At 67.4% G+C, this 13,112-nt stretch carries 13 protein-coding genes and 2 pseudogenes; 8 read left to right on the top strand and 7 right to left on the bottom strand.

The genetic code is table 11. The features are described from left to right. Positions 1-11: 11 nt before the first annotated feature. Positions 12-470, top strand: a complete 459-nt coding sequence (locus ACWEKM_RS37000; RefSeq protein ID WP_451625663.1) for a Fur family transcriptional regulator — start codon at positions 12-14, stop codon at positions 468-470. A gap of 35 nt (positions 471-505) precedes the next feature. Here the strand turns inward: ACWEKM_RS37000 and ACWEKM_RS36995 are convergent. Both ACWEKM_RS36995 and ACWEKM_RS36990 read right to left on the bottom strand, forming a co-directional pair. After that, a pseudogene (locus ACWEKM_RS36995) lies at positions 506-1,230 on the bottom strand (cation transporter). A 2-nt stretch (positions 1,231-1,232) separates the two neighbouring features. After that, a complete protein-coding gene (locus ACWEKM_RS36990) occupies positions 1,233-1,568 on the bottom strand; it encodes an ArsR/SmtB family transcription factor (protein ID WP_266952505.1) in 336 nt (111 codons plus the stop codon). 111 nt (positions 1,569-1,679) lie between these two features. On the opposite strand from ACWEKM_RS36990, the gene rpmF reads away from it, so the two are divergent. Both rpmF and ACWEKM_RS36980 read left to right on the top strand, forming a co-directional pair. After that, the gene (gene rpmF / locus ACWEKM_RS36985) at positions 1,680-1,850 is read left to right on the top strand and encodes a 50S ribosomal protein L32 (RefSeq protein WP_451625662.1); all 171 of its coding nucleotides are present in this window, start codon (positions 1,680-1,682) and stop codon (positions 1,848-1,850) included. 6 nt (positions 1,851-1,856) lie between these two features. Beyond that, positions 1,857-2,030, top strand: coding sequence for a hypothetical protein (locus ACWEKM_RS36980; protein ID WP_451625661.1), 174 nt, complete (start codon positions 1,857-1,859; stop codon positions 2,028-2,030). A 257-nt stretch (positions 2,031-2,287) separates the two neighbouring features. Here ACWEKM_RS36980 and ACWEKM_RS36975 read toward each other — a convergent pair whose 3' ends face one another. From ACWEKM_RS36975 to ACWEKM_RS36960, 4 genes are all read right to left on the bottom strand, one after another. Beyond that, positions 2,288-2,794: an N-acetyltransferase family protein gene (locus tag ACWEKM_RS36975; RefSeq protein WP_451625660.1), complete on the bottom strand. Its 507-nt coding sequence runs from the start codon at positions 2,792-2,794 to the stop codon at positions 2,288-2,290. Next, the gene (locus tag ACWEKM_RS36970) at positions 2,769-4,187 is read right to left on the bottom strand and encodes a hypothetical protein (protein ID WP_451625659.1); all 1,419 of its coding nucleotides are present in this window, start codon (positions 4,185-4,187) and stop codon (positions 2,769-2,771) included. The genes ACWEKM_RS36975 and ACWEKM_RS36970 overlap by 26 nt, the downstream gene beginning before the upstream one ends. Before the next feature lie 213 nt (positions 4,188-4,400). After that, a complete protein-coding gene (locus ACWEKM_RS36965; RefSeq protein WP_451625658.1) occupies positions 4,401-4,733 on the bottom strand; it encodes a helix-turn-helix domain-containing protein in 333 nt (110 codons plus the stop codon). After that, positions 4,730-5,809, bottom strand: coding sequence for a tyrosine-type recombinase/integrase (locus ACWEKM_RS36960; protein ID WP_451625657.1), 1,080 nt, complete (start codon positions 5,807-5,809; stop codon positions 4,730-4,732). Before ACWEKM_RS36960 ends, ACWEKM_RS36965 begins: the two co-directional genes overlap by 4 nt. 312 nt (positions 5,810-6,121) lie before the next feature. On the opposite strand from ACWEKM_RS36960, the gene ACWEKM_RS36955 reads away from it, so the two are divergent. The 4 genes from ACWEKM_RS36955 to ACWEKM_RS36940 all read left to right on the top strand — a co-directional run bounded on the left by ACWEKM_RS36955 (position 6,122) and on the right by ACWEKM_RS36940 (position 12,184). After that, complete coding sequence (locus ACWEKM_RS36955; protein WP_451625656.1) at positions 6,122-6,349, top strand: hypothetical protein; 228 nt, start codon at positions 6,122-6,124, stop codon at positions 6,347-6,349. A 402-nt stretch (positions 6,350-6,751) separates the two neighbouring features. Next, positions 6,752-7,108: a CU044_2847 family protein gene (locus ACWEKM_RS36950; protein WP_451625655.1), complete on the top strand. Its 357-nt coding sequence runs from the start codon at positions 6,752-6,754 to the stop codon at positions 7,106-7,108. Continuing rightward, positions 7,105-11,439, top strand: coding sequence for an nSTAND1 domain-containing NTPase (locus tag ACWEKM_RS36945; RefSeq protein ID WP_451625654.1), 4,335 nt, complete (start codon positions 7,105-7,107; stop codon positions 11,437-11,439). Before ACWEKM_RS36950 ends, ACWEKM_RS36945 begins: the two co-directional genes overlap by 4 nt. Positions 11,440-11,710: 271 nt before the next feature. Beyond that, on the top strand, positions 11,711-12,184 hold the full coding sequence (locus ACWEKM_RS36940; protein ID WP_451625653.1) for a recombinase family protein: 474 nt from the start codon (positions 11,711-11,713) through the stop codon (positions 12,182-12,184). A gap of 41 nt (positions 12,185-12,225) precedes the next feature. Here ACWEKM_RS36940 and ACWEKM_RS36935 read toward each other — a convergent pair. Continuing rightward, positions 12,226-12,537 (bottom strand): annotated as a pseudogene (locus ACWEKM_RS36935) (site-specific integrase); the annotation flags it as partial. A gap of 130 nt (positions 12,538-12,667) precedes the next feature. Between ACWEKM_RS36935 and ACWEKM_RS36930 the strand changes: the two are divergent. Next, the gene (locus ACWEKM_RS36930; protein ID WP_451625652.1) at positions 12,668-12,937 is read left to right on the top strand and encodes a hypothetical protein; all 270 of its coding nucleotides are present in this window, start codon (positions 12,668-12,670) and stop codon (positions 12,935-12,937) included. Positions 12,938-13,112 lie beyond the last annotated feature (175 nt).

The following is a 13,112-nucleotide window of genomic DNA, read 5'->3' as shown; positions in this document are numbered from 1 at the left end:
GAAGGCACCCGATGGCACCCGACCACCAGCACACCCCCACCCCGTCGCACGACGTCACGCTGATCGGCCGCCTCACCCAGCAACGCACCATCGTGGTCGAGGCGCTCATCCGGGCCGACGGCTTCGTCGGCGCCCGAGCCCTCCACAACCAGCTCGCCGCCGCCGGCTCACCGGTCGGCCTCTCCACGGTCTACCGCACGCTGGCCGGACTGGCCGGCGTCGGCCGGGCCGACATGGTGCGCGACACCAGCGGTGAACGCCTCTTCCGCTACCGCCCGGGCCCCGAACACCGCCACTACCTCATCTGCACCGAATGCGGCCTGAGCCGGCCCGTCGACTCCGGCCCAGTGGAGGAATGGGCCGACACCGTGGCGCAGACCTCCGGGTTCGCGAACGTCCGGCACACGGTGGAGTTGTCCGGGGTGTGCCCGGACTGCGGCCGCCGGCAGGCAGCGGACGAGCCCCCGTGAACCCCGGCGGCACTCCCTTTCAGGAGTGGTCTCCGTCAAGGGCAGCAGTCGCACCCTCCGAAGCACAGCCGCAGGCATCCGCCTCCCGCCGGTCCTCGCCCGGCGCGGCGACCGCCGGTGCCGCGCAGCATCCCTCCCCGCTCCACGCGTCGCGCCCCTCCTTCACCGCGACCGCGGCGATGACCAGGGCCGCGAGCGGATCCGCCCACGACCAGCCGAACACGGCATTGACGACCAGGCCCACCAGCAGCACCGCCGACAAATAGGTGCACAGCAGGGTCTGCTGGGAGTCGGCCACGACAGATGCGGAGCCGAGTTCCCGACCGGCGCGACGCTGGGCCGCCGACAGGACCGGCATGACCACGAGCGAGAGGGCAGCCAGCACAATCCCGGGCAAGGAGTGCGTGGCCTCACCTGAGCCGATCAGGGCCCGTACGGCATCGACGGTGAGGTAGACGGCGAGCGCGAAGAACGACAGCGCGATGATCCGCAACGCGGTCTTCTCCCTGGCCTCGCGCACCGCGTGCTCGCGGGCGGAGAACTGCCAGGCGACAGTGGCGGCCGAGGAGACCTCGATGACGGAGTCGAGACCGAAGCCGATCAGCGCGGTGGACGAAGCCAGGGTCCCGGCCGTGAGGGCGACGGCCGCCTCGACGGCGTTGTAGGTGATGGTCGCGGCGACCAGCAGCCGTATCCGCCGGGCAAGCGCGCCGCGTCTGGCCGGGTCGGGGCCGAGGGACAGGGATATCTCTGCGCTCATGGTCAGCAGCACCCCTTGTCGTCGGCGTCGGCACACGTCCGGTCGCCCTCGACGGCGACCACGGCGGTACGCAGGTCGTCGAGCGCATGGCCAAGGCGTTCGTCAGCGAGTTCGTAGCGGGTACGGCGGCCATCGGGGACGGTGACAACCAGGCCACAGTCACGCAGGCACGCCAAGTGGTTCGACAGCCTGGTGCGCGAGACGTCCAACGCGTCGGCCAAGTCGGCGGGATAGGCGGGTGCTTCCCGCAAGGCGAGCAGGATGCGGCAGCGGATCGGATCAGCGAGCGCCCGGCCGAACCGGACCAGGACCTCGATGTCGGAGGCAACAGTCAGCACGCCTCCTATGGTACATAGATTTCTGAATTCAGAGAATCATGAACTAATGCCTTCGTGATGGTGTTCATTTTCATGTAGCCTCTACTCGCCACCCCAACCAGGAGGACTCTCATGGCCGTTCCCAAGCGGAAGATGTCCCGCAGCAACACCCGCCACCGCCGCGCCCAGTGGAAGGCGACAACGCCGACGCTCGTACCGGTCGCCGTCGACGGAGTGTCATACCTGGTACCGCAGCGGCTGGTGAAGGCGTACGAGCGCGGGTTGCTGCGCCCCGAGGGCTGAGCGTTGATGCCGTCCGGACCCCTGCGCTACCCCCGTCTCCTCGACAGCGCCAGCGCCCCGCAGGCCAAATGGCAGGGCTCCGTCTGGCAGACCCGCGTCAGCGACCTGACAGCCCCCCAGCACACCTGTACCCGGAACGACCCGGATTCCCAGAACGCCACCATGGCGTGCACCGGCTGAGCCTGTAGCGGCACGACGAAGCCCCTCGTCAGCCTCCGGGCCGGCGAGGTGCTTTCGTCATCAAGATCCACTGATTGCCCCTTTGACGCGTATCTCGGCTGAGCCCAGAGACCCCCGTGAGTTCAGGGAAACTGAAGGGTTCTGGGTGGGAACCCAGGGGTCCGTCGTCGTGCTCCACGGCACTGGATCCGCGAGTTCGACTCCAACTCGCGACGACGCCGCTTCATGGCTCTCCGAACGCGCAGATGGTGAGCGGGCTAGCCGAGAGGGCGGCGGTATCGCAACTTGTTCAGAGCGGCTCCGCCAGTGGTGTCTTCCACGGCCGCGCCATCTGCGTGCCAACCGGCGGCCTCGTAGAAGCGTCGGGCGCGTTCATTGCCTTCCAGTACCCACAAGGTGGCTTGCGTGTAGTCGGCCTGTTCGAGGGTGGTCAGCGTGGCCAGCATCAACTGCTTTCCGATCCCCGTGCCCCATACCTCGGGCATCGTGTAGAGCGTGCCGATCTCCGCGACGGTGGGCGTCTCCTGCGACGAGCTGAAACCTGCGAACCCGACGATCCCCACCTCGGTCTCGGCTACCAGTACTCCCGAAGTTGGCCACTCTGTCTCCGCGATGCGTGTCTTCCAGCCGGACTCTTCGCGGCTTGGGTCCATGGCATCGAGGTAGTGCTGCGGAACAAGACCGGCAAAGGCCGTCTGCCAGGAGCGCACGTAGACGCCGACGACCGCTGAAGCGTCATCAGGCCATGCCTGTCGAATCTGCATGGCCGTCATTCTTCAAGGCTCCACAATCCGGGCCAAGTTCTTTTCCCGAGTGGGATGTTGAGTGCTCGGCTGCCTGTTCCAGCAGTGCCCGCGCCGAGTTCGCGTATCGGATCGCGGTCTTCTCGCTGAGGCCGAAGACCTCAGCGAGGTGAAGCGGGTCGGGACCGTGGACGAGGGCTTCTTCGAGCTGGCGGTCCATGCGGAGTCGTTCCAGGGTCGCGGTCTGGCGGTGCAGAGCTGGCCCGGCGACCGAGCTCTTGCCGATGGGGCCGGTTCCCAGCGCGGTGTGCTTGTTGATCAGCAGGTGCGGGTTGGCGGTGTCGGGCCAGCGGCGGCGCCGGAACTCCAGCCATTCCCGGGCGACTTGGAGGGTGAGCTCGTCCATCGGGCGGGTGCGGCCGTCGATGGACAGGCGCCGATTGCCGATGTCGACGTCATCGAGCTGGAGGCGGCGGATCGCCGCAGGTCGTGCCGCGTGGACGGCGTCGAGGGCGAGGATCAGCCGGTCGGCGGGTTGGGTGACGGCGGCGACAGAACCGTTGATGTGCCCGGGCTCCAGAGGCTGGATGACGCCTTCCTCGCGCTGGCCGACCCGGATGCGGCTGGTCGGGTTCTTGAAGATGGTGCCGTTCTTCTTGGCCCAGCCGAACAGCGACCGCAGGGCGATGATCGTGGTCTGCCGCTGCGAGCCCTGCACGGTTTCGAGGTGGGCGAGCACGTCGTCGCGGGTAACCTCCCGCAGGTGGTCGTAAGGGTCCGACCACTCCAGCAGCACCGGCCGGATCCGGTTGAAGTAGTTCCAGACCGTCGCCGCATGACGGGCCCGGGAACGGGGGCCGCCGTCGTGCAGCAGCCGGGCCCAGTCTCCGACATCGCGGGCGATCCCGGTGGCGAGACCGTCGAGCTTGGACTCCAGCCACAGCTCGAACGACGACGGCCGGTCGTCGAGGAACACGCCGATGTGGTCGAGCACTTCCGTGGTCCGCTCGACGCTCAGGCCGCGCGACCGAAGCACCGGGAAGACCTCCGAGTACCGGACCACGTCGCCCTCGGCATGGCCGGTCAGGACGATGACCAGGGCCTGGTCGACGTTCAGACGCGTCTTGCGGGGCCAGCCGCGGGCCTCGCCAAGGCGGTGGGCGCTATGACGGGCCCAGGCCAGCCAGGGATTGCCGCGGCGAGTGTCCTCATCGCTGTCCCGCCCCGTGAGTTCTCGGCGGGCCTCGAACAACGCCAGCTGGCACCAGACCGCGGACGGAGGGGGTGCCGGGGCCGGATCAGGCCGCCGGGGCCGCCCCCGGCGGCCGTACTTGACCGCCGATGGCTTGGGACGCCGGTCCCAGAGTGCCGTCAGTCCGTAGAAGAACAGCTGCTGGTGGCGGAGGTGTGGCACGAAAGACTCCGGTTTGCCGCCAGTCGCGGCGGCCTCCGCTCTCGCCTGGACCCAGCACAGACGGCAGTACTCCTCCCGCAGAGGCATTTGGCGCGTGCAGCCGGCGCACACGCCCACCTTCCAGCGGTGGGCGAACGAGGAACACGTCGAGCACCGCGGCTCGAAGAAACGCCCCCAGGACAGGCAATCCGGGCAGGAATTCGGATCCACGGGTCACATCGGAGGAAGGGACCGACCATCACGGCGGCGAGGAACCACCGCATGGGTCGGTCCCGAGGAGCCGGTGGCCGTTTGTCGGACATCGGTGTCCTGGCCGGGGCGGGTGACTTTCTGCGGTTCGGGGATCAGAAGGTCGCCGATCTCGCATCCCAGGACGACGCAGATCACGTCCAGGTCCTCCAGCTTGAGGGAGACCGGCTGACCGGACCACAGCCCGGACATCTTCCCAGCCGAGATGACCAACCCATGCTCAGCCAGGCTCCGTTGGAGCTCGGACGCCTTCCAGATACCCTTGTTCGCGGCGGTCAGCCGCAGGTTCCACCTCAACGGATCAGCCCTTCCAGCCGCTTCGCGGCCCGCTCTTGCCCTGCCGCCCAGGCGTCCTCGACCCGGGTCTGCTGCACATGGACGTACCGCATCGTCGTGGCAATCCAGGAATGTCCCAAAACCTCCTGGATCGAGATCAGGTCGAGCCCGTTCAGATAGAGCTGGGACGCGCAGAAGTGCCGCAGGACGTGCGGCGTCAGCTTGTCGGTCCAGCTCGGCAGGTGGAGTTTGGTGGCCTCCGCGAGGCCGTTGCGCAGGGCATCGTCACCAACCCGCCGTGAGGAGCCGTCGGCGTTCTTGCGCTCGGAGGGCAGCAGCGGGGCGCCAGGGCGGGTGTGGTCATCGCCGAACTGGCCCCACACATCCTCGATGAACCACCGCAGAGTCCGGCCCGCACCGTTGATCAGCGGCACCATCCGCTCCCGCGGTCCCGAGCCGCGCTTGCCCTTGCCATAGCGGACATGGAGCTTGCCGAACCGCCCGAGACTCCACTTGATGTCATCCAGGTCCAGCCTGCGGGCCTCGTTCACCCTCAGTCCCACCTCGGACATCAGCTTCGAGGCGGTGTAGTTCCGGGCCATCGGGGCGAACTTCCGGCAGGTGGCCAACTCGCCGGCCCAGCCGGTGAACAACTGCCCGACCTCCGGCTCCAGCGGCGGGATCCGCAACTGGGCGTCCTTCGCCCCGCGCGGCCGGTTCATCTCGTCGATCGGACACTCGACAACCCGGCCGGTCATCCGGTGCAGTTCGACCTTGTGCCTCAACTCCAGGAACGTGAAGTACGTGGTCAGCGCCTGCGACCGGGCTAACCGGGTGCCGCTGGGCGAGTTCCGGAGCACCTTCCCGAAGTACGCGTCCGCGTCGGCGGGCTCCATGTCCCACAGCGGCCGACCGAACCACGTCCGCATCTGTTCCAGGTGACCGACGTCCCCACGGATGGTGCCGTCCGTCAGCCCGGCCGACGCCCGCGCGAGCACGAACCCGGCCAGTGCGTCGGTCTCGAACTGCTCCAGTTCCTCCGCCGAGACCGGAGCCCGCACATCGCGGAGGTCCCGCACGACTGCCAGCGCCGCCAACCCGAGCCTCCTCGCCTTCGGCCCGACTGCGGATCGGTCGGACGAAGTGAGAACGCTTCAAGAATCCCGAAGTTACGTCACGGAGTCGCAGAGCACACGAAGGAGGAGGAACCCCCTGGCCACGAGGTTGGAGACGCAGGAGGGCTCAGGGGAACACACGGGATGTCGCACAATGGGCGCGAGGAGATCGGCGGTGTCGTCATCCTGGGGTGGCTGCACCCACCCAGATCGTACAGAAAAGGGTGCCCTTCAAGTTCTTGAGCACATCGACTTTCTGACACCGTTTTCCTGCTGCTGGCCCTGTTCGCCGAGATGGAACGCACCTTCACCGCCGAACGGGCCGCCCACGCCCGCGCCGTCGCCGAAGCCGCCGGCCGCCGCATCGGCCGCCCCGCCGACAAAATCGAGTACGCCAAGCTCCTTCAGCAGCAGGGCAGCAGCCTCGGCGAGATCGCCACGAAAACCGGCATCCCCAAGACCTCCCTGCACCGCTACTTCACGGTGCAAGGTGGCGACGAGACATCGAACGGGATTCGCTGATGGCATCGCACTTGGATCCGCAGCAGGTCGAGATCTCGGACGGCACTGGCTTATCGGCGAAGTCGTACGCGCGGGCCTGGAGGTCGCAGTCCCAGTCCGGGACGACGGCGTCGATCTCCTGGCCTCCCTACCGGATTACACCTGGACTGGACGCAGCCGATCCAGATCAAGACCTCCCGCGACCGAAACATCAATGTGTACCCGAAGTACGCCCAGGGCAGGTTCACTCAGCTCCCGCTCCTGATCGTTTGGTGGTGTTCCCCATCTCCCCACGCCAGTGGTCTGCGGAGCGGTCCCGTCCGTATGTGGTGGTTCTTGGTGGGCAAGCTACGGGAGCGAGCAGTGGGGCACTGTTGCCCAGTTGGGTATTGAGGGCGGGCAGACTTTTCGGGAGGGGAGCCCATGCCGGAGCTTGCGTGGATGCCGTTGGAAGGCGGGGGGAGGATCCTGCTGGAGGAGGTGGGAGGCACCTCGGAGTTCAGCGGGCCGGTGAAGGCGGGCCGGGTCGGTGACGCAGTGCGTGATCTGCCTTGCACGTTGCAGGAGGCGCTGGTTCCGGTGGGGGAGATGGCGCGGGCGGTGCGGGACCAGCTGAGAGGGACGGGTTCTCGGACGGTTGAGGTGGAGTTCGGGGTGAATCTGTCGGCGAAGGCCGGGGCGGTCATCACGGCTGGCGAAGCAGCCGTCCATCTGAAGGTTCGCATGGTGTGGGAGAGCGGAGAGTCGGGGGAGCGGAACCCTCAAACAGGAGGGGAATGACCGTGAGGGACGAGCCTGCATCAGACTCCGGCGGCAGCTCGGCGGAGGACGTCCCAGACGATGATGGTTGGCTCGCCGGGGCGGGTGAGCCGTCAATGTCCGTGTCGGTATTCCAGGTACTCGCTGCCGACGGTGGCGTTACCGGAGCAGGCTTCCTGACAGGTGAGGGCACCGGCTTCACCTGCGCGCATGTGGTACGCGCTGCCGGGCGGTCTCTGGGGGACCGGGTGGAGGTGGTCTTCCCTCATCTGCCGGACGCACCGCGAGTGATGGCCGACGTGGTGGCTGAGGGGTGGCGGGCGCCCGAGGCGGACGACGTCGCTGTTCTCCGCTTGGAGGCTGTTCCGGCAGGGGCCCGGGGCATGGGCGTGGGGGTGAGCGCGGGGTGCCGGGGGCATCGAGTCTTCTCATTCGGGTTTCCCGCCCAGGCACCGCTGGGCGGCCATTTCGGGTACGGCGAAGCCGGCGACCTCCTGCCTGCGGGCAACGGTGCCGTGCGGCTGCTTCAACTGACACAGGCCAACGATCTGACCAAAGGGTTCAGCGGCGCCCCGGTAGTGGACGAGGCGACCGGCCTGGTCATCGGCATGGTCACCTCCATCGCCTCCCCCGATGCCCATCTGAAAGGGCTGGGTATCGCCTACGCGACTCCGGCCGAGGTGCTGCGGGACGTCCGACCCCGGCTGGCCGAACACCAGGCGTGCCCGTATCTGGGGCTGGAGCCGTTCACCGCCCAGCACGCCGACTGGTTCTACGGCCGGGAGGCGGCCCTGGAACGGGTGCTAGCGGCACTCGGTGGGAACCGGCGGCTGCTGATGCTGCTGGGCCCCTCCGGAGCGGGGAAGTCGTCACTGGTCAACGCGGGCGTTCTGCCTGCCCTGGCCGGGGGAGCGCTCCCGGGCAGCGATCGCTGGCTGCCTGTGTATGCCCGCCCCGGGCGTGACCTTATCGCCCAGCTGGAAGATGCGGGCCTGCCCGGTGCCGCCGCCGACGGCCTGTCGGCCGCGGCCGGGGCCCGCCTAGCCACCGAGCCCGATCACGATCGTCTGCTGTTGGTCATCGACCAGTTTGAGGAAGTCCTCGCCCAACTGGCCCCCACTTCACACCAAGGTGCCGACGGCGGGCGTCCGCGAGCCGTGGACCAGCTGGTGGAGCTGGCCGACTCCCATGCCGCCGTCACCGTGCTGCTGGTCATGCGCAACGACTTCTATGCCCCGCTCGACGCACTCGCCCCCGGCTTGATGAACGCCGCCGTGCCCGGGCTGTGCAACATCCCCGCGACGCTGAGCCGCCCCGAACTGAAAGAGATCATCAACCGGCCCGCCGCAGCCGTGGGCCTGCCTCTCGAAGCCGGCCTGGCGGACCGGATCGTCAACGACATCCTGGACACCGGCCCGACGGCCAGGCAGGCACCAGCAACCCTGCTCCCGGCGCTGGAACTTGCCTTGCGTCAGCTATGGGTGCGCCGCCGCGAGGACGGCAGCCTCACCCATGCGGCCTACGAGAAAATCGGCAAAGTCACCGGCAGCCTGACGGCCTGGTGCAACCGTGCTCTCGGACAGCTGCCTGCCGACCAGCACTCCACCGCGCAACGGATCCTCACCGCGCTGGTCCGGCCTGCCGACGAGGCCAACGGCATCCCCGCCACCCGCCGGCCCGTCCCTCTCAGTCGCCTCCGCGCCCTGGCAACCGACCAGAGACTCACGGGCCCGGCCGCCGACGCCGCCTTCGATGCCGTACTGGCGGCCTTGACCCGCTACCGCATCATTACCACTGGCACCACCACACCTCCAGGCGCGCCCCCTGGTGAACCGGCGGTGGAGCTCATCCACGACGCGCTCATCCGCGGCTGGGCCGACCTGCGTGACTGGGTCGCCCAGGACCACCAGTTCCAGGTCTGGCTCCTGCGCGCCGCCGAGCAGCAGGCCCGCCACGCGCACAGCGGCCTTCCCGGCGACCTGCTGGACGGCTCCCTCCTCGCAGAAGGAGAGGAATGGGCAGGTCAGCGCTCGCTGCCGGCAGAGATCATCTCGCTCCTGGAAGCCAGCCGACAGCATCTGCAGTCAGCCATCCGCCGCACCCGGCGCATCAACACCGCTCTCGCCGGAATGCTGGCTCTCGCCCTGATCGCCGCTGGCGTCGCAATCCATCAGCGGCAGACCGTCATCGGCCAGCGTGACCGTGCCGTCTCCGCCCAGGTGGCTGGCGTCGCCCAGTCACTTCGCCGCACCGATCCCGAGCTCGCCCGGCGGCTGGCGGTGGCATCGGCAGACCTGGCCGACACCCCCGAGTCCTGGTCGGCCCTGCTGGCCCTGCGCAACCAGTGGGAGGACGATGCGCTCAAGCTGCCTGGCTTCGCGGCGACGGCATCCGATCTCGACGGCACCGGGCAGATCTTCGCGAAGGCGGCGGGCACCCGCGTGGAGTTCTGGAACGTCCAGACCCGCACGAAGATCAGTTCCTACACCACCCCGGCCAGGGTCCACCAAGTGGACCTTTCCGACGACGGCAAGACGGCGACCGTGAGCACCGATGACGGATACACCCGCCTGCTCGACGTCTCCAGCGCCCGCCTGCGCAGCACTCACACCTATGCCACCGTCAAGGAGAGCACCGGGCTCTGGCCGACGACAGCGCTCAGCCCGCTGGGCACCTACCTGATGATCGAGTCGAAAGAATCGACCGATACGTTCCTTGAGACCACGCTGACGATCTGGGACACCCGTACCGCCCGCAAGATCATCACCATGAGTTCCCGCGGACCCGTTTTCTTCTTGGCGGACACCTCGTTCTCCCCGGACGAACGCATACTCTCCCTGCCCGGCGGCGGCCAGGGGAAGCGATTCACCTGGTTCGACACACACACCAAGAAGAAGCTGCCCGTCTCCCTCCCCTACGGGGTCAAGGCCGCCGACATCGAGGGGCCTGCGGTGTTCAGCCCAGACGGGAAGTCCGTTGCTCTGACGCTCAAGGGCGGCACGGTCAACGTGTTCGACCGAGGCATCAAAGAACCGCTCGGCACCGAGCTCAAGGGCGCCGAGTACCCCAGTGACTATCTCCCCCGCTTCAGTCACGACGGCCGGTTTCTCGTGCTGAATGCCTTCGTCTGGGACAGAGAAGCGTTGCGGGCGTCCGTGCCCGTCATGCGTTACGCGACCACCCAGAGCGAGTGTCACCCCACGACGCCCCTGCGTTTCACGGCCGACGACTCGAAGCTCCGGTGCGCCGGGTTCGACGGCGTCGTCCGGTCGCTCGACGTCCACGCCTTCACCAAACCCCCCAAGGCGACCGGTGAGTACTACCAAGAGAGCGCGGTGAGTCTGGACCGGCGTACCCTCGCGCTCAGCGATGCTGGTGACATCGAAATCTGGTCCGCGCTGTCACGGACCAAGCGTTCCACCGTGACCTCGGTCGCGGGAAGCAAGGGGCACAGCGTGGAGGGGATCCGGCTCAGCCGCGATGGCCAGCTGCTTGCCGTCCTTTCCGATACCCAGATTGAGATCTGGGATACGGCCAAGAAGAAGCCGTCACTGCTCGGCAGCCTGTCCATATACGAAAAGGACCGGCCCGGCGGCGGGAAGCAGCCGTACCCGTTCTCACCGGACAAGGCATTCGCGTTCTCGCCGGACAGCAAGGCACTCGCCGTCCAGGTCGTGAAAGCCCAGACCAACACGCTCACGTTCTGGGACCTGACCACCATGCGCCGGATCCGCGAGGTGCGCGCCGATCTCGGTTACCCGAGCAACGGAGGGGCCGTTTTCTTCCAGCCCGACGGCAAATCCGTAATCGCTGCCCCGAACCTCGGCAGGGTCGCCTTCCCCTCCGGCCGGGCCATTACCAAGGGCATTCCGAGCCTGGAGGTGGACTCCGTCAGCAACGACGGCGCGACGCTCTACACGTACCCCCGCGGATTCCGACCTTACATCCGGCTCTGGGACGCTCAGACACTTCTGCCCAAAGGGAACGACCTGCGGACCGGCGCCGTATCCCTTTCCCTGAACACGCCGGAAACAGCCACCGCCGCCTCACCCGATGGCCGACTGTTCGCCACGGTCCATCAAGCCGGGCCCACTTACCAGATCAAGGTATGGAACAGCCGTACCCGGACCCAGGTCGGCGCCCCGCTCACGACGTACAACGACCAGATCGTCGCGCTGGCGTTCGCCCCCGACGGCTCAACGCTGACCAGCGTGGACAAGCACGGCAGATTCTTCACCCACACCATCGGCCCCGCGCAGCTGATCCGGGACCTCTGCGCCAAGTCGGGCCCCCTCACCGAACGGGAATGGAAGACCTACATCCCCGACATCCCCTACCGCAAGACATGCTGACCTGACGGAAACGAACCAGCCGAACTCACCGACCAGGCCGCCAGGACCAGCGTGCACAGGAGTTCAGACATCCGTGCAAAGGACTTCGGAAGTCGACATCGGCGCCTGATCATGCACATAAAACGGTGTCAGAAAGTCGATGTGCTCAAGAACTTGAGCAGCACCCTTTTCTGTACGATCTGGCGAATGCAGCCACCCCAGGACGACGACACCGCCGACCTACTCTCCCCAGTTCCGGCCGTACGGACCGGCGGCCTCGTGGGATACGCGCGTGTCCACCAAGGGACAGTTGCTCGACCGGCAGATCCACGCCCTCACCGAAGCAGGGTGCATCCGGATCTTCGCCGACAAGAAGTCCGGCAAGAACGCCGAACGCGAGGAGCTGTGGAAGGCCCTCGACTTCCTGCGCGAGGGCGACACCCTCGTCGTCCCGTCGCTGTACCGGCTCGGCCGTTCCATCCAGGACCTCATCGCGATCGTGTCCGGCCTGCGCAAGCGTGGCATCGGCTTCACCTCGCTGCGCGAGGCACTCGACACCACCACGCCCGGCGGGCGCCTGGTCTTCCACGTGTGCGGCACGCGCGGCAGTTTCTTCGGGACCTTCAGCGAGATCGTCCGCCGGGGCTGGGACCGGCCGGGGCTGATGTGGTGCAGGAACGGCTTCCAGCCGCCCCGACGGCCGGGCGGCTGCAGGGTCGTCAGGAGATCACCGACATCGACACCGTGCCGCAGCTGGTGGGCGTAGAACGCGGACAGCGCCGACAACTTGCGGTTGACCGTGGACGCGCTGACGTGCGGCTCCACGGACGGCAGCACCGCGATCTGCCCCTTGCGACCCGAAGGTGGCAGCTGCAGCCAGACGACGTACTCGCCAAGATCCTCCAAGCGGACCTCGTGCCAGTCCAGTCCCCGGTGGGCCAGGAACGTCCAGTAGTCCTTGAGGTCGTAGGCGTACGCCCTGACGGTGTTCGGCGACCTGTCGACGTCCGTCAGATAGGCCAGGTAGCGCTCGATCGGCTCCACCGGGACGTCGTCGTCCCCCAGCACCGTCCACGACTCCACCCGCACTGTCGGCAACGCGACACGCTGTACGAGCATGGCGCCTCCCCTTCATCAACGTCATGGATGAAGCAGGAGATAACCACGTCACAACCGCAGATCACAGGGCTTCCGGTGACCTTGCTGAACATCAAGGACGCCCTCTGGGCGGCTCCAGATAATCTCCGGGATGGAACGCGAGTACATCCGCGACCGCACCCTCGAAGACCACGAGTCCGCCCGCAAGCGCGGCAAGACCATCGGCGGCGCAGGCGTCACCGACGACCACATGCTCTCCATGGCCCTCCACCTGCGGGAGCAGGAGATGAGCCTGCGCGACATCGCCGCCCGGCTCGTCATCACCACCGGCAAGAAAAATGGCCAGCACCCCTCACCCGCGACCGTCATGCGCATGCTGCGCGAGTACGACGAACAGACCACCGCGCCTTTGGCGTCGTAGGTGACTGGCTATCCTCCGCCTACGGCGAGGAATCAAGATCATTCCTTAGCGTTCAATCCAGCAACATTACCGGCGGGACCCCCCGCCCCTGAAGCCACGCCGGCACCGGCAGCAGCCGGCGCAGCTCCTGCCACTCGGTCTCCGTCATGTCCGAGACGTAGCTCGGAACACGGTC

The sequence above is a fragment of the Streptomyces sp. NPDC004752 genome, from assembly GCF_053601275.1.
Note: the sequence above shows the minus strand (reverse complement) of the source record. Positions and strands in the feature narration are given on the sequence as shown.